This window comes from uncultured Chryseobacterium sp. (assembly GCF_913776365.1).
GTDB lineage: Bacteria > Bacteroidota > Bacteroidia > Flavobacteriales > Weeksellaceae > Chryseobacterium.
Map to the genome: position 1 here is coordinate 1 of NZ_CAJYMO010000147.1, position 19750 is coordinate 19750.

Genomic DNA, 19750 nt, shown 5'->3' on the forward strand with positions numbered 1-19750 from the left:
CTCATGGTATCCTGTACGGATTTCGGCTGTTCGAAAATTTCCTTCAGCATAAAATGTTCGTACCCTCCTTTCTCGATCTGTTCGAGGCTCATCTTAAGCTCCTGGATCTCCGGCTCGATCTTCGAGTTTTCGCTAATAGTCCTGATATCCACTCCGTTTTCGAGGGAAATGGTAGCCATGTGCCCTTCTTCCAGGTAAATGGCTTCTTTGGTAAATTCCACGAAAGGTGAGGCATCGGATGCAATAAAATACTCTTGATCGCCGATTCCGATGGCCAGTGGTGAACCTAGTCTTCCTACTACCAGTATGCCCGGTTCATCCTCATGCATCACGGTAATGGCATATGCTCCGTATACTTCATTCAGCGCATACCTTACGGCAGTCGGGAAATCCGTTTCCGGAGTAAGTTCCATAAAATACTGGATCAGGTTGACCAGCACTTCTGTATCGGTTTCGGATTTAAAAGTGTACCCTTTATCGGTAAGCATGGTCTTGATAGTATCATAATTTTCTATGATTCCGTTGTGTACCAGTGCTATTTTATTATTATTGGAAAGATGCGGATGGGAATTCCTGTCGCTCGGTACCCCGTGTGTTGCCCAGCGGGTATGCCCCATACCAATAGTAGCTGTTCCCTTCAGATTGTCTGATATAGCAACCAGGTCATCTACCTTTCCTTTGGTTTTCTCTACTTCAAGTTTGTTATCTGTACTTTCCAGCACGATTCCGGCACTGTCGTACCCTCTGTATTCCAGTCTTCTCAGGCCATTGATAACAATATCATAAGCATCCTGGAAGCCTGTATATCCAACAATTCCACACATAATTGATCAAGTGTTTTTTTTTAATTTTATTTTGTCCCGTAAGTAACCAGGAGCTGCGCCCGGTTATTATCCGTTGTATTTGTTGCATCGGCACCTACCAAAACGACTCTTTGAGTATCATACGATCTTGAAGTAATCTTAGGTCCTATCAAGTTCTTATTGACATCAGTCAGGAAAGCTCCTATATCGATTTTCAGGTATTTACCTGATGCTTCATTACCTTCCTGTTTTTCTACAAGTGTTTTCAGAGATTGTGTTACAACAAAATCATAATAGGGGCGGTCATTGGTTAAGTTAGATCTGATAAGTACAAATCCAGGTAAAGTAGCAAATGCGGAGAGATCTTCGGTAAAAGAAACATTGTAGTCATTGCTTGTTCTCTGTAAAAGCGTAAACGCTGCAGGTTTTGTATAGGAATTTTTCCAGGATGGGTCTATATACAATCTTACTTTAGCGCTGATGATCGCTGACTTATTATCCGTCTTCAGTTTTCTGAGATCCTGTATGGTCTGCAAAGGAAATTTCACACCAACGGAAGGTCCTCCCATCCCTTGTACAAACAGCTTTGTAACACTATTGCTCTCGCTGCCGATAGCTGCACTTTTAAGTGCACTATCATTTCTGTTATATTCATACTGACCGATATGGGTATTGGCAGAACCTAAATCAAAGGCATAAGTAGCAGGGGTTTTGGCTGTTCCGGTACCATTTTTATAATACATGATCAGCTGCATTGCATTCGGAGAAAACTTAAACAGGTAACCGTCATCTTCCGCAACGGAAATTCTCAGCCCTTTGATATGCCTGATGAAGTTGGAAGCGTCCTGAAGCTCAGGCTGTCCTTTTTTAGCAATAATTTTATTCTGAAAAAATGTTTTATCCAATGGTATCCTGATTCCCGGAATACTTGCGGTGGTAAATAATTCACTGCCGTCACTATCCTTCGTAATAAGTACCGAACTGATGCTTCCTTTGAATTCTTTTGAACCCAACAAAGTGGCATCATAGGCAAAGTTTTGATTAGATTGTACAGAATCAGAAGAGCCTTTTAAGAATGTAGTTACTTCATTAACATGAATATTCAATGTTTTCTTAGCTTTTCCGAATTTTGTTACCGGATATGTATTGACTACCTTTTTTGCATTTACTGTTTCATCGGCAGTCGTTTTGTAAGTATAATTATCATCTAATGTAGTAGTAGTCACCGAATCAGAAGCGAACGTCGGTTTTATAACCAATACTACGGAATCCACTACGGCATCAGTACCGAAATCAGGATTATAGGTGGATAATCTCAACTGGGTAAGATAAGATGCCCTTTGCATCCCGAACTGGCCTTCTTTAAAAGCGCCTAGTGGAGCAGCCTCAACTAATTTTGAAGCATCACTCCTTATCTGGTCATTGTTAAGAATATTAAAAGTTGTAATCTCAAAAGCCTTTTCAGTTCCCTGCGCCGCATCTCCCAAAAACAGCTGCTCTCCCAGGGCATCGGGATCGGGCTCACAGTTGTAAAGCATTGCGCCTCCTAAAACCACCAGCGAACATATGGCGATTGCCTTTTTAAGTATTTGAATCATTAAAAAAATGTTTTTAATAAAGTTGATTGATTGAATCCACATCAAGGTATTCTGATTTCGGAGTGGCGGTTTCATTAAAGGCTTTGTCCAGATCTTCATCCAGGAACTCATCCCCTTTCACCACCATATCCACGTAGTCCATGCTTTCCGTTACAAATGTTTTCACACTTGGATTATCTAACGCTTTCAGCCCTGAAATATTATCAAACTTCAGTTTTTCTCCGATATCGGAAGCCAGCGCTGCATCTTTTTCATTATATAATGAAAGTACGATTTTAGCATCTTTAAAATAAGTGTCAGATTCGTAATAGGTTTTGAGGTAGATCGGCACGAAGGATGACATCCATCCGTTCAGGTGGATTACATCGGGCACCCAGTTCAGTTTTTTAATCGTCTCGATTACCCCTCGTGCAAAGAAAATAGCCCTTTCATCGTTGTCATCAAATGGGTTGCCGCTATCATCTACGTAGTACTGCTTTCTTTTAAAATATTCCTCGTTATCGATAAAATAGACCTGAAGCCTTTCCCCCGGAAGTGATGCCACTTTTATAATAAGCGGCTGATCAAGATCATTGATGATGATGTTCATTCCGGAAAGACGGATCACCTCATGCAACTGGAATTTCCTTTCACTTATTTGTCCAAATCTTGGCATAAAAACTCTTACATCATTGCCCTCGTTGTGCATCTTAAGTGCCATTTTGTTTACCACTGCAGCCATATTGGTGTCTTCCTGGTATGGATACATCTCTGTAGTAATGTACAGTATTTTTTGATTCGGCATAAATTTTCTATCTAATTTTTGTAAAAACGCTTTAATGCGCAAAATTACGAAAAAACATCCAACATTAATTTAATTAACATTTTTTTACGAAAATTCACACGTGGGGATTGTGAATCTACTTTTTATCATGCCCTGATTATATGATATTTTTAGTATTTTTGAATTTCTATTACAATAAACGATGGAAGTTTTAAAAAGCAGGAAAATCCTTCAGGATTTCATTGAAAGACAGAAGGAAATGGGGAAAAAAATCGGTTTTGCCCCTACCATGGGAGCCCTTCATGACGGACACTTATCCCTTTACAGTGAAGCGAGGAAAGAAAATGACCTTATCGTATCCTCAATTTTTGTCAATCCCACCCAATTCAACAATCCGGAAGATCTGGAGAAATATCCGCGTGATATCAACCGTGATATTGCTATTCTCGAAAGATCCGGGCTTGTGGATGCCGTCTACATCCCCGAAGTTCATGACATATATCCTGAAAAAGCCGAAAGTACAAGGTATGATTTTGACGGTCTTGAAGATGAAATGGAAGGAAAATCCAGACCGGGACATTTCGACGGCGTGGGAACCGTAGTGGAAGAACTCTTCCGGCAGGTAAAGCCCGACAACGCCTATTTCGGAGAAAAAGACTTTCAGCAGCTGGCCATCATCCGGAAAATGACCCAAAAGAAAAACCTTCCGATCAATATCAAAGGGGTTCCTATCTACAGGGCAGAAAACGGGCTTGCGCTGAGCTCAAGGAACCAGCGTCTTGACAAGGACCGCAGGGAAGCATCAAAGATCATTTATGAAACCCTGATAAAAGTAAAAGAATGGTTCAGAGTAATAACAGTTCCTGAGATTAAAGAAAGAATACAGGATATTTTTGATCACCAACGCGGAATGCAGCTGGAATACTTCCTGATTGCTGATGAGAAGACCCTGAAAGAAACAGATTTCTTTTATAAAGACAGGAAGTTCAGAGCCTTTATCGTGGTAGTGGTAGATGGGGTAAGGCTGATCGACAATATGCATCTTGACTGATCTTAAACCATTGTCACCTGTCGTTTCAACATACATGCGTTACTTTTAAAGTGGCGCTTTTTTATTTCCTTCCCAAATGAGGCAAACAAAAAAACTTCAGGAAATCGGATTAGTGACAAGTTAAGGGGAAAATTTCAGATGCTATCGATGTCAGGAAACAGATTACATTCCATCCGCATATTTCCGGTCGCAGATATTTCGACGGGCTCAGCACAACACATTAAATTAAGCAAGTAAAGAGGATGCACATTACCATACATCTAATTCCTTTATAAAGAAAAGCGCTGCCTTCTATCATCCCATTTTCAGAAAAGCCTGTACAGAATAAAAAAACTGATTTTTCAATTCAGTTAACAACACTTTCTCTTAATCCCCAGCTTTACGGTTGATCCGGAAGGCGCTTGATGCCATAAAAAATCAAAGGCTTCCTGAGGGAAGCCTTTGAAACACCAAATCACAAAATATTAATATGAAAAAAATTTACTTTTCAGTAAAATTGTGACCCGGCTGGGATTCGAACCCAGGACCCATACATTAAAAGTGTATTGCTCTACCAGCTGAGCTACCGAGTCGGTCACTTTAGCATCAAGTTTCATTTAAGTAATGTCCCTTGTTTTAAGTGGTGCAAAGATATAGCTTTTTTTTATTTCTCAAAACTTTTTTGCAAATTTGTTTAAAAAAAATTCATGATAATTTCACTGGTCGGATACATGGGAAGTGGCAAATCTCACATTTCCAAAATTTTAAGCGACAAACTCAATTTTAAATTAATTGATCTGGATAAAGAGATTTTTTTGAGGAGCAAATTAACCATCCCGGAGATCTTCGAAAAAAAGGGGGAAATCTATTTCAGGAAGCTGGAAAGGGAGACACTGGAAGAAATTCTGGCCGGCGAAGAAAACGTGGTCCTGAGCTTGGGCGGGGGAACCCCTGTTTATTATAACAACATGGAAATTATAAACAATAGTTCCAAAAGCGTTTTTCTGAGGGCTTCTGTAGGTACCCTGGCAGAACGGCTTTCCAAGCAGAAAGAAAAAAGGCCGCTGATTGCCCGGATCCCTGAAGAAGAACTGCCGGAATTTATAGCCAAGCATCTTTTTGAAAGAAATGTTTTCTACGGGAAAGCGCAGTTTACAATAGGCACAGATCACCGTGAGCCGGAAGATATCGTTAATGAGATTATAGAAAAGCTCTATTTCTAGAGCTTTTCTTATACGTATTAACCTTCTTTTTCGTCCTGGTCCTGACCTGATTCACCGAAGAAGTCGTCCCAATCCGTGAAGTCAGATTCAACATCGTTCCCCACATAGTCGTCCATATCCCTCCGGTCTTTCTTGGTAGGCCTTCCCTCGCCCCTGTTCCGGTAATAATCCTGGGACATTTTGCGCATTTTCAGCAACTCGTACTGTTCTGTATCCGTAACATCCTTGATGTGAAGCGGAACCAGCTTTGCTCCCATCCTGCTTTTAGGGATCTGAAGTACCTTGATTTTGTAGTCGATCTGGTTTTTACGGATTTTAATAATATCCCCTTCCTTAACCTCCTTTGATGACTTCACTACAGACTCCCCGATGGCTACCCTGTTCTTTTTTATCTCTTCCGTAGCAATGCTTCTGGTCTTGTAAAAGCGAATACTCCATAAAAATTTATCTATTCTCATATTTTTTTATACTTTTGCCGTTATATTATCTGTAAAGTAATTAAACTTTTTTGAAATGAAAAAAATATTTTTATATATCCTTGCCGGATCGTTGTGTTTTTCCGCCTGTAAGAAGGATGAGGAGGAGGTTCAGACTTTTGTGGAGCCTGAAGATGTTGCCGTAAGAAACACCTATGACGACCAGGCTATTGAGAAATTCCTGAATGACAATTATCTGGATTCTCAGGGAAATATAAAAGCGTTCAGCCCTACCGATGCCTCGGATGACAATGAGAAAAAACTGTCTGAACTGAATCCGGTAAAGTTAATGCCTTCAGGAGTGGTCTATATCGTAAAAAGCGATGCCCAGCCTACTGACGGAGTAACTCTGGATACAAATTCAGCATCTGCAACTGCTACCCAGATCAGAACCATGATTAGGGCTAATTATTACCTGGCCACCAGTACCAACGGTACGGTTGCATTTAATCCAGCAGGAAGCCTGATCAATACCATCAATGGTACTGGTTCACCAATCACTGATCCTTTGTTTTATTATGTTAAACAATCAACTTTGGATGCAGCAGCTGCTGGTAGCGAAGCTAAAAAAAGAAGTTATTATGAAATCGAAGGATTCCAGGAGGGGCTGAAGTACTTCAAAGGGTTTGCCAATATGTCAGACGTGGACAAATACAATCTACAAGGGGTTATTATTGTTCCTTCCCGGGCGGCTTTTGCAAGGGATGCACATTATAACTACAACGGCTATTCTCTCAAGAATATCTCCTTTGTCTTTAATTTCCAGATCTATAAGGCAAATCAAAGGCCTTAAATTAGTTGATAAAAAAGTAAAAACGCTCCCAAACCGGAGCGTTTCTTATCTCTAAAACGTAGCTTTCTGTTTTACATTTCCTAAGATATCCGGAAAGTAGTGGTCCGAGAGATGATCAAACTCATCGCCGCGCATGAACATTGAGGCGTCCACTTCTTCATAAGAATTTCTTCCTGCAGCGGCAATCAGTTCATTGCAGGTGTGAAGGGTATTTTTGTGAAAATGATACACCCGTTCCGCCTTGTCGGTAACATCCAGGCCTTTGATCAGCATTTTATCCTGGGTAGCAACGCCTGTCGGGCATTTGTTATTGTTGCACCGCAGTGCCTGTATGCATCCTAAGGAAAACATAAATCCTCTTGCATTGTTGCACATATCCGCGCCCATGGCTACCGCTCTTAAGATATCCAGGCTGGTCAGTACTTTTCCGCTGGCTATGATCCTGAGTTTTTTCCTGACATTATAATAATCCAATGTCCGGTTGACAAAAATAAGGGCAGGTTCCAGAGGCATCCCCACCCCGTCCGAAAATTCCGGGGGAGCGGCTCCGGTTCCGCCTTCGGCACCGTCTACCGTGATAAAATCAGGATAAATTTTAAGGACATTCATCTGGATACAGATCTCTTCGAATTCTTTCGTATCCCCAATACAGAGCTTAAAACCTATGGGCTTGCCTCCTGAAAGATCCCTGAGCTGCTGCACGAACCTTAACAATCCTGCGGCATTGGAAAATGCAGAGTGCCCCGGTGGAGAGAGCACTGTGGTTCCCGGTTTTACGTGGCGTATTTTTGCGATCTCAGGCGTATTTTTCACACCGGGAAGCACGCCTCCATGGCCGGGCTTGGCTCCCTGGGAAAGTTTTATTTCAATCATCTTTACATTAGGAAGTATGGCATATTTTGCAAACAGTTCCGGATTGAAGTTTCCTTCATCATCCCTGCAGCCGAAGTATCCGGTACCGATCTGCCAGCAGAGATCACCTCCTTCCATATGGTAAGGCGAAATGCCCCCTTCTCCTGTATTGTGATAAAAATTTCCTTTTTTGGCTCCCCTGTTCAGGGAGATCTGTGCCCTGTCGCTCAATGCGCCGAAGCTCATGGCTGAAATATTAAGCAGTGAAGCATGGTAGGGCTGGCTGCATTGCTCTCCCCCAACCCAAACCCTCGGCAGTTCTCCGGAAGGGGATTTTGCATAGATGGAATGCTTGATGCCTTCATATTTCCTGTGATTCACTTCCAGCTGGGTACCAAAAGGTACGGTATCGCTGAGGTTTTTGGCCCTTCTGTAAACTGCGGCCCGCTGGTTCCGTGGAAAAGGCTTTCCATCGGTTTCCCTTTCTATAAAATACTGCTGCATTTCCGGCGAAATACTTTCAAAAAAATACCGGAAATAACCCAGGACAGGAAAGTTCCTGAGAATGGCATGCCTGGTCTGGGTTACGTTATAGACGCCAATGGCATAAATGATCGTGAGGAAAAAAGGCACCCACCAGTCTACTTTGGTCAGGTAAGCAACAGCCCACGAAACAGCCAGGATGACCGCTCCCCACAGCAAAAATTTGTTTCTCATAATCCTTGAATTTTTCAGATGTACACCAACTGCTGCAAATTGCCTACCACAGTGGGACTTCCGTGAAAATTCAGATCAGATACAGAAAGCTGTACCGATAACAATTCCTTAAAAGAGGCACATATATAAATTTGCCCGCGCTTAATAAAGCCGGTGCCGGATCAGTAACGGATAAATGGTAACGGAGCGAATTTAAATCTTCTCCAGGAAACTTTCAAAGGAATTTATCACTGACACACTGCCGTCAGCTTCTATTTTTTCAAGCTTTAAAAATTCAATCTGATTGACGGAAGCAGTATCGAACTCCTTCTGTACCCTGACGTAATTTTCAGTAAAGCCGAACATTTTCCCATCTTTATTCTCATGCTCCCAAAGTACAGGCAGCGTTTTACCCAGTTGGGTCTGGTAAAAGGCCATTTTTTTCTTTTCCGATAAGATCCTGAGCATCTTATTGCGCCTTTTTCTTTCCGGAACCGGAATAGCTCCTTCCATTCCGGCAGCTTCCGTATTTTCCCTTTCGGAATACGTAAAGACATGAAGATAGGTAATCGGTAACTCATTCAGGAAGTTATAGGTTTCCATAAATAATTCTTCCGTTTCCCCTGGGAAACCGACGATTACATCTACTCCGATGGCTGCATCCGGCATTACTTCGCGGATCTTGTACACCCTGTCCGTGTACAGTTTTGTCAGATAACGGCGTTTCATCTTCTTCAGCAGCTCATCGCTCCCCGACTGCAATGGAATGTGAAAATGCGGAACAAAACTTTTGCTGCGGGAAACCAGTTCAATGCTCTCATCTTTCAGCAGGTTCGGTTCTATGGATGAAATACGGATCCTTTCGATGCCTTCCACCTGGTCAAGCTCCGAAATCAGGTCCAGAAAGGTATGCTCATGCCTTTTGTTGCCGAACTCCCCCTTTCCATAATCACCGATATTTACCCCGGTGAGAACAATTTCCTTAATATCTCTGGCTGCAATTTCCGTTGCATTTTTCAGGACATTTTCAATGGTATCGGAGCGCGAAATTCCCCTGGCCAGGGGAATGGTACAGTAAGTACATTTATAGTCGCACCCATCCTGGACTTTCAGGAAGGCACGGGTACGGTCACCAATGGAATAACTTCCGATAAAGAAATCGGTTTCCTCAATTTCACAGGAATGGACAAGACCTTCGTTTTCAGATTTTTCCAGATCGTCAAGATAGCTCAGTATATTGAACTTTTCTTTGGCACCCAAGACCAAGTCAACACCGGTAATCCGGGAAATTTCCTCAGGTTTCAACTGGGCGTAGCAGCCTACGATTACTACCAGTCCTTCCGGATTGGCCTTCATTGCTCTTTTCACATGCAGCTTGCATTCACGGTCTGCGTTTTCCGTAACCGAACAGGTATTGATGACATAGACATCGGCTTTGTCATCAAAGCTTACCTTATCGTAGCCGGCGTCCGTCAGTTGACGGGCAATGGTGGAAGTTTCCGCAAAATTTAATTTGCAGCCAAGGGTATGAAATGCAGCAGTTCTGTGAAAGTGAGACATTTATTGATTCTGAATTTTGTGGGTGCAAAGATAGTGATTTAATATGATTTTCAAATTGATTCAGTCTATAGCTTATATTCATCCCCGGTTTTGGACTATCCTGATGATAGACGGGAGATCAACCGGAAGTTTCACTTTCCGGAAGTTCCATTCCCATACCGGCATTGAATTCAGCAGAACTGCCTTTGGCAATGGACAGCGTTTTCCATTCTCCCTGCTTTCTCATTCTTGCCAGGTAAACGATCTGACCGACATGGTAAGGATAATGCGCCAACTGTCTAAAAACGGCATCGATCACCGAATGCGCTTCATTTCTGATATAGATAGTAACGTACAGATTTTCTTCAGTAATCTGATCCAGTGCTGCGAAAAGACAATTCCAGCCTTTACTCCAGTATTCAAGTACCTCTTTTTTTGTTTTGAAAGTATTGATAAACTCTTCATCACGGTTCCTCCAGTCTTTCTCACCGTCTTCCGTTAAAAAATGGGTCCACCGAGACAGCATATTACCAGCTACATGCTTTACAATGACGGCTATGGAATTACTTTCCTCATTGAATTGCCAGAAGATATCTTCTTCCGAAAGCTGGGCAAAGGTTTGGTCGCCCAACATTTTATAATATTCAAAACGTTTGATAAATAAATCTTTCATAGTATCTATTTTTTCTTTGTCTGGTAGACTGTAATCCCCAGTTCCTCTATGGGAATAGTATTCCCTCTAAATACGATGTAACGGTCATTCACCAGCAAATCTTTTCCATAGGACCGGGTGTCTCCGGTGTAGGTATTTTCTGATATAATATAGTTGCTGCCTGAATAGATTGTGCTTTTTCCGTCCGTCAGATGATCGGTATCTTTGATTTTAGATAATGCTTTACAGTTAAGCCCTTCCGACAGCACAGGATTTCCTCTGAAATACAGTTTTTCTTTGTATACGAAATACTTAAAATTCACTATTTTCAGCTGCCGGAAATCAAGGTCCTCGTATGATCCTGAAGAACTGTTGAGGATCATCACCTGTTTGATTTTTACAGGTTTTCCGTCTGAAGGAAGCAGATAGGGCGTGCCGTTTGCCAGTACCATCCGGCTGTCCACACTGTTTTGGCTGATATCCGTATTTTTCACTTCCGCTTCATTCGCTACATAGATTTTTGCGGAATCCGAGACGGAATAGAAGCAATTCAAGCCCGAAATAATCCGCTGTATCCTCTTTCCTGAAGTAAAGAAAGAATCTGCATAATAAAAATGGTTCACAGGTTGGGAACGATACAAAGAATTTTCTCTTTCATAGAAATTTTTACCGTCTGTAATGACGGATCTGCTGCCGTCCCAGCTCAGATCGGTTTCCATGATCCGGCCCGGATCAAGCTGTAGTGTTTTACCAGGGATTTCTCCGGTAAAAACGCGGTTGCCGAAAACCAGATAATGTCCGGAAGCCCGTAACGGTTCATTGCTTTTTTTGGCTGCTATTTTCCGGAACCTGAAAGTTCCGGTAGCATCCTGCCGCTCAAAATAATATAAAGCCGTGTCATTGTAAAAAAAATAAAAAGCGAATCTGTTGTAGTGCTTTATATCAATGGGACTGTAAACTTTCTGTAAACTTCCTGAATATGCATCGTAGAAAAAAAGCTCATGTTTTGCATTCCTGTAAAAATACTCCTCCTGTTTCGAGTATTTTACCGGATCGACGGTTTTATCTTTTTTCAGGATCAGGAATTCAGATCCTTCCAGATCAAAAACCATCCCTTTGGGACTGATCAAAGTATCTTTATGATAATCACTATCCTTAACTGCAGGAAGCGACTTGCTCAGAAAGCACCGGTCATTCAGAAAGATCAGCGAGATCTTATCATAATCGATATCCGGGATTTTTTTGTAGGTGAAACCGTCCCAATTTACGCCTCCCGTCTCACTGTATACACTAATGATTTTGTTTTGCGGATCGAATTCATAAGGTCCGACAATATATTTTTTCTGTGGAAACAGCCACAGGGACAACAGAAGGCAAATAAAAGTTCCGGATAATTTCATCACGCTGTAAAAATAAAGATAAATGGCATTCAGATCACGTTTTTGTTAAAAAACAAAACCGCCACTACAGCGGCGGTTTCAGCGGGCTTCATCAGTCCCTGTTTTTCACCAGCACCCAGCCGGTATATTTGATCGGGGTATTTTTCTTATCATTTTCATTCCAGGTTACGGAATACCAGTAAGTACCGGTAGGCGCTTTATTTCCGGCAATGGTACCGTTCCATTGATATCCATTAAACTTGCTGGCTTCGAATATCTTGTTGCCATAGCGGTCAAAAATAGTAAAAATCAGGTTCTGTTTGCTTCCCAGCGCAGAATAATCGATGATGTCATTAACCCCATCCCCGTTCGGAGTAATCACATTGATAAGGTTCGGAACTACAATAGTGACGGTAACCGGTTCGCAATCATAGGCATCCTTTACAAAAACCTGGTTGTCCCCTCTCGGTACATTTGTAAAAACATGGGAATCCTGCCAGCTGATCCCGTCTCCTGAATATTGATATGGCGGTGTACCACCGATAACATTCACAGTCACGGTATTGTTGGCGACATCAATCCCGGAAATAACAGGTTGTTCCGCTGCATAAATTTTCACTGTCTGGTAAGCGGTACATGCACCGGTCTTCAGTTTTACCCAATAAGTGCCTACTCCAACGTTACTGATGCTTTGGGTAGTGGCTCCGGTACTCCATTCGTAAGCGGTAAATCCGGGACCTGCATCCAGCATGGTATGATCTTCCATACAGATTGTTTTATCCTGTAAAATAGCAGAGTATACCGGCGGGATTACAAAAAGGTTAACCTTGGCAATGGCATAACAGCCGTTGGCATTGGTAACGCGGATAAAAACCACACCGCTCGATGCCGTATAATTCGTGAAGCCGGAAATCAGGTTGGTTCCGTTCTGGGCATCCGCAAGTGAGGGATAATAGGTTTTTATACCGGTCTGTGCAGTTACCGGTGCAGTACTCAGATCAAAAACCGCAGTAGAAGGGCTTCCTTCTATAAAGCAGGATCTCAGTGTGGCTTCCGTTACAATCACAACCGGATGAAACTTGAGGGTAATAACCGCAGTTGCGGTACACCCGAACTGGGAAGTGATTTTAACATACACCGTGCCTTCAGCGGATACAAAGTTTGCAGGATCTGTTATATGGTTAACACCTCCGTTAAGGTCTGAGAGGCTCTGATAGTATACTTTCGTGGCATTTGTACCTGTGAAGACAGCGGCTGTGGTAAGATTGAAAACTGCTGTTCCTGCATTGTTGTTATTGCAGCTGAACAGGGTAACATTATTCCCGGTAATATTTCCCTGCTTGAATTTAAAAGCTCCCACCTGCCGGCAGGAATTCAGCGGATTCGCAGGGTTGGCAGGATCCTGATAATGGATGCTGTAATAATAAGTAGCGGTAGTGCTTACATTCTGAGGAGCCAGAATAGGGCTGGCTCCCGAAAGCGCATTGTTCTGGGAAGTATGGTAACTGATCTGGAAATTGCTGTTGCCGTTCAGGATTCCTGCCGAGAGGGTACTGAAATCGAAAACAGCAGGATTCTGGCAAATGATGATTTCCCTGGGATCAGCAGGATTGGCAGCCGGTATGCCCGGTGCCGTGAAAGGCTGGGTCTGTATGGCCGGATTGGTAAACGGAGAGGCCAGTGTGGCGGTTCCGCCCCAGGTCAGGGAAAAAGGAGCCATTACCGGGTTAAATACGTCTACCCAGTTATCGATGTACAAGTAATAAGTTTGTCCCGGAAGAACATCCAGGTAACGGCAATAGGGTGTAAGCGATCCGCCTGCGGCACTGGTAATGGTGCTGGTCATATTCAGTCCGGTAGAGGCTCCTACCCCGAGAACGGTAGCCGCATTACACCGCACAGGTGTTCCTAAACTTCCGCAGGAAGCATTCGGACCATAAATGGCCCAGTCGTAATCCGCATCGGGATCCGAAGGAACCAGATCAAACGTAAGGGTTCCGCCGGTAGCGATTGTGATTTTGTACCAGATGGAATTATGCTCTCCCGAGACAAGGCAGCCGCCGAGGCTTTCGTTGGTAGCTCCTATTCCCGAAGGAGAATAGGTGATATTGGAATTTCCGCAGACGGCTAGCGCAGTGGAACAGTCTGCCTGTGAAAAAGACCATCCGGAGATGAGCAGGAAAAAAAGCAGTAAATATTTTTTCATATTTTTCATTTTGGTTATCAATCAGACCTTTACGCACATTCAAAAATAGACATTTACAGTAAGATTAACAACTTTTAATAAAAATAATTTATATAAATGTTAATAATACCTCATTTTTAATAAATAATTACTTGATACTGGTCATATTTCCGCAAAGATTCTCCAGGTGAAAAATTTTATGAAAAGGACTCTTTACCTGCTGCAGGTATTCCTGATCCTGAATAAAAGTATAGCGTGAGGCAATGGAATTCATATCCGAAACAATAACCAGCCAGCACTCGTCCACCGAATTATCGTAATAAGGGAATTTTTCGTTCTTTTTTTCAATAAGTTCGAGGATTTTACCGGATCCCAGCCCGTCAAACAGGTTCATGTTATATTCATGGGTAATGAAAACATTTCTGCGGTGAGCAGATTTCCTCAGGTTCCTTACGCAGCCTGCAGGTTTTCCTTTCTTAATGCTTTTGCAGATATCGGCGATGGTTTCATTCTGGTAGTCCGGAGTATGCCATCGGGTATCTGCTAAAAATTCCAAAAAATAAACACCACGGTATTTCGCAGTGTTCTCTTCTTCCAGCAGGACTTCTGCACGGCGGAAAATTTTATTCAGGCAGCTTTCGGCTTTCTTCATTTCCAGATGGTTGATGACCTCGGTAAGCTCAATTCCGATTTTCCTGTTATTAAGCTTTGCAATAAAATCAGGACTTTCACAGGTCAAATCTTCAAATGTAAGATCAGGAAAATGGTGCATCAGTGCATTGAGGAGCAGAATTTCCGTTTTTTTCCTGTACTTTTCACGGTCGTGAAGCCTGGAGGCATCAATGGCCCGGTGGTATTTTTCGATCGGCTTCTTTTTCAGATGCCGGTTCAGGTAATACAGGCTCAGATTCTTTATTAAATCTTCATCAGAAAATGTTTTTTTCATGTGATTCCTTTTTTGTTGATTGAAGAACACATCTTGGCATGAAGTTTTGATGATCAGAAACTCATACCTAAAGGTAGATAAAAAACAGTTTTAAAACACCCTTTAAAAATAATTTATTGAATAATTAACATTCGGATTGTTTTCCTATTCAATACCTTTGACAGAATAACATAAAAATATGATGTATGGATTTTAAGAACTTTACAGTACCGTTCCCCGTTGACCCGAAATACACGAAAAAAGCAGTATACTTTTCAATGGAATTTGCCATTGAGCAGGTGCTGAAAATATATTCAGGAGGATTGGGATTTCTTGCCGGGTCTCATATGAGAAGTGCCTATAACCTGAAGCAGGACCTCATCGGTATCGGCATCCTGTGGAAATTCGGGTATTACGACCAGGCCCGGAACCATGATCAGACCCTCCAGCCGGTCTGGACAAAGAAAATGTACAGCTTCCTGGAAGATACGGGAATCAAATTCCAGATTGAAATCCACAGTGCGCCTGTATGGGTAAAGGTATGGTATCTCGATCCTGAAATCTTTAATACGGCGCCGATGTTTTTCCTTTCTACGGATGTCCCGGAAAACGACCATGTGTCTAAAACCATCTGCCATCGCCTGTACGATGCCAACGAATCTACCAAGATTGCCCAATATATCCTGCTCGGCAAAGGCGGCGCACAGCTGCTGGATGAATTGAACATCGAAAGGGAGGTCTATCATCTGAATGAAGCCCACGGACTTCCGGCAGCCTTCCATCTGCTCAAGAAATACAACGGTGACCTCAATAAGGTAAAAGAAAAACTCGTTTTCACCACCCATACACCGGAAGAGGCCGGCAATGAAAAACATAACCTCCGCCTGTGCCATGATATGTCGTATTTTTCCGGTTTCAGCATGGATGAGATCAAGCGTATCGAAGGTTCAGACGATGACCTCTTTAACCACTCGCTCTGTGCGCTGAAAATGGCAAAAATCGCCAATGGCGTTTCCCAGCTGCATGGCACCGTAGCCCGATCCATGTGGAGCAAATATGACGGTATCTGTGAAATAACGTCCATTACCAATGCGCAGGATTTTAAGTACTGGGCAGACAAACCGCTGTACAATGCGAAGGATGAAAATGATAAGATGGTATTCGATTACCGTAAAAAACACCTTAAGAAAAGACTTTTCAAAATCGTAGCAGACCAGACAGGCAATCTTTTTAACCCTGATGTCTTCACGATCGTATGGGCAAGGAGATTTGCCGGTTATAAACGTGCCGATCTCCTGCTGCATGACAAAGCCCGTTTCTATAAACTTCTGAATCATCCGAAATATCCTATCCAGATGATCTGGGCGGGAAAACCTTATCCGATGGATTATGCCGCTCTGTCCTCTTTTAATTTCCTGGTAGAAGAAAGCAAGAGCAATAAGAATATGGCTGTCCTTACAGGCTATGAACTTTCACTTAGCAAATCCTTAAAACAGGGATCCGATCTTTGGCTCAATAACCCAAGGGTACCGAGGGAAGCTTCGGGAACTTCCGGAATGACAGCCGCTATGAACGGCTCCGTTAACCTGTCAACAGATGACGGATGGATTCCCGAATTTGCAAAACCCGGCGTAAATTCTTTTGTGGTTCCCAAATGTGATTATGAAAACATGAGTGTGTATGAACAGGATAATTATGACCTCAATGCCCTGTACGACCTGCTTGAAAACGAGATTCTGCCTACTTATTACGACCGGCCGGACCAATGGAGAAAAATCCAGTACCAGTCTATGAGCGATGTGAAAGAAAGCTTCAACAGCGACCGTATGGCAGATGAATATTACACGCTTTATAACCGGCAGTAAAAAACCAGAATCACAACATGATAACAACCGGCGGAGCCTTTGGCTCCGCCGGTTCTGTGTTGAGGCAGTAAAGCCATTTACCCATACCCGGATCATCACTGTTTGAAAAATAGGATTTCCATAATTGTACCGGTATTACCCATAATCTCTGTAAAAACATTGTCTGAAACCGCTGATGGTACGGACCGATCTTTTAAATCTGCCACTGAAAGACCCATCTTCTTCTTCAGAAAACATCCTGCCCGTAAAGATGACAATCCAAAAAAAATGAAGCTTAATTCCGCTTTGGTGTGAATATTGTGATTTTGCATTTAATTCAAATAAAAAAAGATGAAAGTTTTACCTATTTTATGCTCAGGAATATTTTCCGTTTTATTATTTTCCTGCGCAACAGTAACAGTGCATGATAAGCTGAATACCGGTACCGTGGTGCGGGATTGTACGGGAACTTACCTTAGGGTAAAGGAAAACGAAGATTACCTGGTCTGCAATTCCGAAATTCTTCAATCAAAAAAAGAAGGTGAAAAAGTATCTGTGGTTTTTGATAAGACAGATAAATGCCCGGAGAGAGACGGCAAAATAATGTGTATGATGTACCATGAGAACAAAGGGATGATCAGAGTGAAAAGCGTTAAATAAGATAAGCACAAATGAATAACAAAAACCTCGTCAGCCGGTAAGGTTTTGTTATTTTACGGTAATGTCCTTGAGATTTGCAGGAATACCAATTACAAGTCAAGCGGTGATCCGGTATATTTCTCAAAAAATACAGAATAGTAATGGGACTTTATGCTGTGCAGAATACAAAAAGAGACCGTCTTCGTAACGGTCTCTTTTTTATTTATCTTTTTTTTTACCTTTAGACGGGGCTTTCAGTCCTTTTTCCCTGGCTTCAGAAATGCCTATGGCAACGGCCTGCTTCCTGTCTGTTACCTTATCTCCCGAAGAAGATTTCAGTTTACCTTCCTTAAATTCGTGCATTACCTGCCCTACTTTGTCCTGAGCTTTTTCAGAATACTTTGTCTTGCTCATAGTGATGTGGTTTTATGATTTAGGTACCGAAACGGCAATCTCGTAAACTTTTGCATGTTTCAGGTATTTTGAACGCTCTCTTGAAGTTACGGATTCCAGATGTCCGTTTTTAATAACGACAATCGGATCTTCAGAATTTTCTATTTCAAAATTGGCGATATATCTTTCATCAGGCGCATCTTCTCTCAGTTTAGCCTTTATTTTCTGCAGCTCATCTGCATAGTCCCTGAATCCCGGATCTGATGAATGAATGAACTGATATTCGTCGCCTGCATCTGCCCGGTAATGAATTTTTTTCTCCAGCAGTCCGCCTTCATTGGTAATAGCCGGATTATCGTTCCCATCCCTGAAACCTACTTCCACCAGTTTCCCGTTTTTGTCCCGGGCATAATTTTCGGCGTCTTCATAACTTGAAAATCCGGTATAGATGATCTGGTCTTCAAGTTCGTATCGGTTCAGTTCCTGGTCGTAAGCATTCTTTTCCATAATGATTATTTGATTTTGTTGTTTTAAATATATTCAATTCTTTTGCCAAAGGACCTGTCACAAAATGCTTTTTTCCGACACTTATAAAATTATTATATTTGAATTCTTTAAAATTAGAAATGAAAAAATTCTTACTTACCCTTACAGTGGCTGCAGCATTTCAGAGCTTATCTGCCCAGGAGATCACTTTAGATAAAATATATTCAGGATATTACTGCGGAAGAGGCATCGCCGGCATTACTTCCATGAAAAACGGTGAAAACTACCTGGTGATCGAACAGGGCGGTATCGCAAGATATTCCTATAAAACCTCTCAGAAAGAAGGCAATATTGTTGACGGACAGTTTGAAAGCTATGAATTTTCGGATGATGAATCCAAAATCCTCCTGCAGAAAGAAAGCCAGCCGATTTACAGGCATTCTTTTTTAGGGAAATTTGATGTGAAAGACCTGAAATCCGGAAAAACAACCAGCCTGAATAACGGAAATCCCGTACAGGAACCGAGATTCTCTCCTGATGCTGCCAAAGTTGCTTTTATTGCAGACAACAACCTGTTCTACCAGGACCTGAATACAGGAAAAATCACCCAGATTACAACGGACGGAAAGAAAAATTCCATTCTCAACGGGTTGGCAGACTGGGTATACGAAGAAGAATTCGGACATGCGAGGCAGTATGAATGGACTAAAAATTCCGATGCTCTTGTTTTTATAAAATCTGATGAAAGCCAGGTTCCGGAAATTTACATCCCGATTTACGGGAAAACGCTGTATCCTACGGAAATGCGCTACAAATATCCTAAGGCAGGAGAAAAAAACTCTGTGGTTTCGGCACAGTTATACCGTCTGGACAACGGGAAAATAATGCCGTTGAACCTGGGATCATTCAAGAATTACTACATTCCCAATATATTCCAGACTGCCAAAGCAGATGAAATCGTCCTGATTACGTCCGGGAGGATTCAGAATGCTTCAGACCTGTTAAAAGTAAACACCAAAACCGGAGCGGTACAGAAACTATTTACTGAAACCGATGAAAAATGGATCGATACCGATAGCCCGACGCTGGAATTCCTGGAGGATGATTCTTTCCTGTGGGCTTCCGAAAGAGACGGCAACCGACATTTATACTGGTATGACAAGGAAGGAAAGCTGAAAAAACAGGTAACAAAAGGCAACTGGGAAGTAACCGATTATTACGGGTACAATCCGAAATCCAAAGAGATTTACATTCAGACTACCGAAAAAGGAAGCATCAACAAAGTGATTTCCAAAGTAAATATCGAAAACGGTAAATCCCAGCTGATCTCCAACGCGGAAGGAAATAACTCCGCCAATTTCAGCAAAAACTACAATTACTTCATTGAAACGTCTTCCACTGCTGCAAAACCGTATACTTTTGTCTTAAAGGACGGAAACGGAAAAACCGTAAAAGAGCTTCAGAACAATGAGGC

Annotated in this window: 17 protein-coding genes, 1 tRNA gene and 1 pseudogene; 6 read left to right on the top strand and 13 right to left on the bottom strand. The window is 42.2% G+C overall.

Going from position 1 to position 19750, the window contains the following annotated elements:
• The 3 genes and pseudogenes from QZ735_RS07380 to QZ735_RS07390 all read right to left on the bottom strand — a co-directional run.
• A pseudogene (locus QZ735_RS07380) lies at window positions 1-824 on the bottom strand (glutamine--fructose-6-phosphate aminotransferase); the annotation flags it as partial.
• 26 nt (window positions 825-850) lie between these two features.
• Window positions 851-2401, bottom strand: a complete 1551-nt coding sequence (locus tag QZ735_RS07385; protein ID WP_294246296.1) for a DUF4270 family protein — start codon at window positions 2399-2401, stop codon at window positions 851-853.
• Window positions 2402-2414: 13 nt separating this feature from the next.
• Window positions 2415-3185, bottom strand: a complete 771-nt coding sequence (locus QZ735_RS07390) for a glycogen/starch synthase (protein ID WP_294246298.1) — start codon at window positions 3183-3185, stop codon at window positions 2415-2417.
• A 181-nt stretch (window positions 3186-3366) separates the two neighbouring features.
• On the opposite strand from QZ735_RS07390, the gene panC reads away from it, so the two are divergent.
• Window positions 3367-4215, top strand: a complete 849-nt coding sequence (gene panC, locus QZ735_RS07395; RefSeq protein WP_294246301.1) for a pantoate--beta-alanine ligase — start codon at window positions 3367-3369, stop codon at window positions 4213-4215.
• Between the two features lie 499 nt (window positions 4216-4714).
• On the opposite strand, the gene QZ735_RS07400 is transcribed toward panC, so the two are convergent.
• Window positions 4715-4787, bottom strand: a tRNA-Lys gene (locus QZ735_RS07400).
• 114 nt (window positions 4788-4901) lie between these two features.
• On the opposite strand from QZ735_RS07400, the gene QZ735_RS07405 reads away from it, so the two are divergent.
• Window positions 4902-5417 carry a shikimate kinase gene (locus QZ735_RS07405; RefSeq protein WP_294246303.1) on the top strand — a complete coding sequence of 172 codons (516 nt, stop codon included), beginning with the start codon at window positions 4902-4904 and terminating at the stop codon, window positions 5415-5417.
• 17 nt (window positions 5418-5434) lie between these two features.
• Here QZ735_RS07405 and QZ735_RS07410 read toward each other — a convergent pair whose 3' ends face one another.
• Window positions 5435-5875 (bottom strand): RNA-binding S4 domain-containing protein, encoded by a 441-nt coding sequence (locus tag QZ735_RS07410; protein ID WP_294246305.1) that lies wholly within the window; start codon window positions 5873-5875, stop codon window positions 5435-5437.
• Between the two features lie 55 nt (window positions 5876-5930).
• Here QZ735_RS07410 and QZ735_RS07415 point away from each other — a divergent pair, with 55 nt between their 5' ends.
• Window positions 5931-6686, top strand: a complete 756-nt coding sequence (locus QZ735_RS07415) for a hypothetical protein (RefSeq protein WP_294246306.1) — start codon at window positions 5931-5933, stop codon at window positions 6684-6686.
• Between the two features lie 51 nt (window positions 6687-6737).
• Here the strand turns inward: QZ735_RS07415 and QZ735_RS07420 are convergent, their stop codons facing one another.
• The 6 genes from QZ735_RS07420 to QZ735_RS07445 form a co-directional block, all read right to left on the bottom strand.
• Window positions 6738-8255 (bottom strand): FMN-binding glutamate synthase family protein, encoded by a 1518-nt coding sequence (locus QZ735_RS07420; protein ID WP_294246309.1) that lies wholly within the window; start codon window positions 8253-8255, stop codon window positions 6738-6740.
• A 192-nt stretch (window positions 8256-8447) separates the two neighbouring features.
• Complete coding sequence (mtaB, locus tag QZ735_RS07425; RefSeq protein WP_294246312.1) at window positions 8448-9794, bottom strand: tRNA (N(6)-L-threonylcarbamoyladenosine(37)-C(2))-methylthiotransferase MtaB; 1347 nt, start codon at window positions 9792-9794, stop codon at window positions 8448-8450.
• A gap of 118 nt (window positions 9795-9912) precedes the next feature.
• On the bottom strand, window positions 9913-10446 hold the full coding sequence (locus QZ735_RS07430; RefSeq protein WP_294246314.1) for a DUF1572 family protein: 534 nt from the start codon (window positions 10444-10446) through the stop codon (window positions 9913-9915).
• A gap of 5 nt (window positions 10447-10451) precedes the next feature.
• Window positions 10452-11828, bottom strand: a complete 1377-nt coding sequence (locus QZ735_RS07435; RefSeq protein WP_294246316.1) for a hypothetical protein — start codon at window positions 11826-11828, stop codon at window positions 10452-10454.
• A gap of 88 nt (window positions 11829-11916) precedes the next feature.
• A complete protein-coding gene (locus QZ735_RS07440; protein WP_294246318.1) occupies window positions 11917-14010 on the bottom strand; it encodes a gliding motility-associated C-terminal domain-containing protein in 2094 nt (697 codons plus the stop codon).
• A 127-nt stretch (window positions 14011-14137) separates the two neighbouring features.
• On the bottom strand, window positions 14138-14935 hold the full coding sequence (locus QZ735_RS07445) for a hypothetical protein (RefSeq protein ID WP_294246321.1): 798 nt from the start codon (window positions 14933-14935) through the stop codon (window positions 14138-14140).
• A gap of 185 nt (window positions 14936-15120) precedes the next feature.
• Here QZ735_RS07445 and glgP point away from each other — a divergent pair, with 185 nt between their 5' ends.
• Together glgP and QZ735_RS07455 are read left to right on the top strand one after the other, a co-directional pair.
• On the top strand, window positions 15121-16779 hold the full coding sequence (gene glgP / locus QZ735_RS07450) for an alpha-glucan family phosphorylase (protein ID WP_294246324.1): 1659 nt from the start codon (window positions 15121-15123) through the stop codon (window positions 16777-16779).
• Between the two features lie 330 nt (window positions 16780-17109).
• On the top strand, window positions 17110-17418 hold the full coding sequence (locus QZ735_RS07455; protein WP_294246327.1) for a hypothetical protein: 309 nt from the start codon (window positions 17110-17112) through the stop codon (window positions 17416-17418).
• Between the two features lie 198 nt (window positions 17419-17616).
• Here QZ735_RS07455 and QZ735_RS07460 read toward each other — a convergent pair whose 3' ends face one another.
• Window positions 17617-17811, bottom strand: a complete 195-nt coding sequence (locus QZ735_RS07460) for a DUF6496 domain-containing protein (RefSeq protein ID WP_294246330.1) — start codon at window positions 17809-17811, stop codon at window positions 17617-17619.
• A gap of 12 nt (window positions 17812-17823) precedes the next feature.
• Entirely contained in the window at window positions 17824-18297 is a 474-nt protein-coding gene (locus tag QZ735_RS07465) for a hypothetical protein (RefSeq protein WP_294246332.1), read from the bottom strand.
• 119 nt (window positions 18298-18416) lie between these two features.
• Between QZ735_RS07465 and QZ735_RS07470 the strand changes: the two genes are divergently transcribed.
• Window positions 18417-19750: DPP IV N-terminal domain-containing protein (locus QZ735_RS07470; RefSeq protein ID WP_294246334.1), on the top strand; the 1334-nt coding region annotated here is incomplete at its 3' end.

Excerpts from the sequence above, each read along its gene's own strand:
- QZ735_RS07385 (WP_294246296.1), bottom strand. The coding sequence starts at position 2,401 with ATGATTCAAATACTTAAAAAGGCAATCGCCATATGTTCGCTGGTGGTT.
- QZ735_RS07390 (WP_294246298.1), bottom strand. The coding sequence starts at position 3,185 with ATGCCGAATCAAAAAATACTGTACATTACTACAGAGATGTATCCATAC.
- panC (WP_294246301.1), top strand. The coding sequence starts at position 3,367 with ATGGAAGTTTTAAAAAGCAGGAAAATCCTTCAGGATTTCATTGAAAGA.
- QZ735_RS07405 (WP_294246303.1), top strand. The coding sequence starts at position 4,902 with ATGATAATTTCACTGGTCGGATACATGGGAAGTGGCAAATCTCACATT.
- QZ735_RS07410 (WP_294246305.1), bottom strand. The coding sequence starts at position 5,875 with ATGAGAATAGATAAATTTTTATGGAGTATTCGCTTTTACAAGACCAGA.
- QZ735_RS07415 (WP_294246306.1), top strand. The coding sequence starts at position 5,931 with ATGAAAAAAATATTTTTATATATCCTTGCCGGATCGTTGTGTTTTTCC.
- QZ735_RS07420 (WP_294246309.1), bottom strand. The coding sequence starts at position 8,255 with ATGAGAAACAAATTTTTGCTGTGGGGAGCGGTCATCCTGGCTGTTTCG.
- mtaB (WP_294246312.1), bottom strand. The coding sequence starts at position 9,794 with ATGTCTCACTTTCACAGAACTGCTGCATTTCATACCCTTGGCTGCAAA.
- QZ735_RS07430 (WP_294246314.1), bottom strand. The coding sequence starts at position 10,446 with ATGAAAGATTTATTTATCAAACGTTTTGAATATTATAAAATGTTGGGC.
- QZ735_RS07440 (WP_294246318.1), bottom strand. The coding sequence starts at position 14,010 with ATGAAAAAATATTTACTGCTTTTTTTCCTGCTCATCTCCGGATGGTCT.
- QZ735_RS07445 (WP_294246321.1), bottom strand. The coding sequence starts at position 14,935 with ATGAAAAAAACATTTTCTGATGAAGATTTAATAAAGAATCTGAGCCTG.
- glgP (WP_294246324.1), top strand. The coding sequence starts at position 15,121 with ATGGATTTTAAGAACTTTACAGTACCGTTCCCCGTTGACCCGAAATAC.
- QZ735_RS07455 (WP_294246327.1), top strand. The coding sequence starts at position 17,110 with ATGAAAGTTTTACCTATTTTATGCTCAGGAATATTTTCCGTTTTATTA.
- QZ735_RS07460 (WP_294246330.1), bottom strand. The coding sequence starts at position 17,811 with ATGAGCAAGACAAAGTATTCTGAAAAAGCTCAGGACAAAGTAGGGCAG.
- QZ735_RS07465 (WP_294246332.1), bottom strand. The coding sequence starts at position 18,297 with ATGGAAAAGAATGCTTACGACCAGGAACTGAACCGATACGAACTTGAA.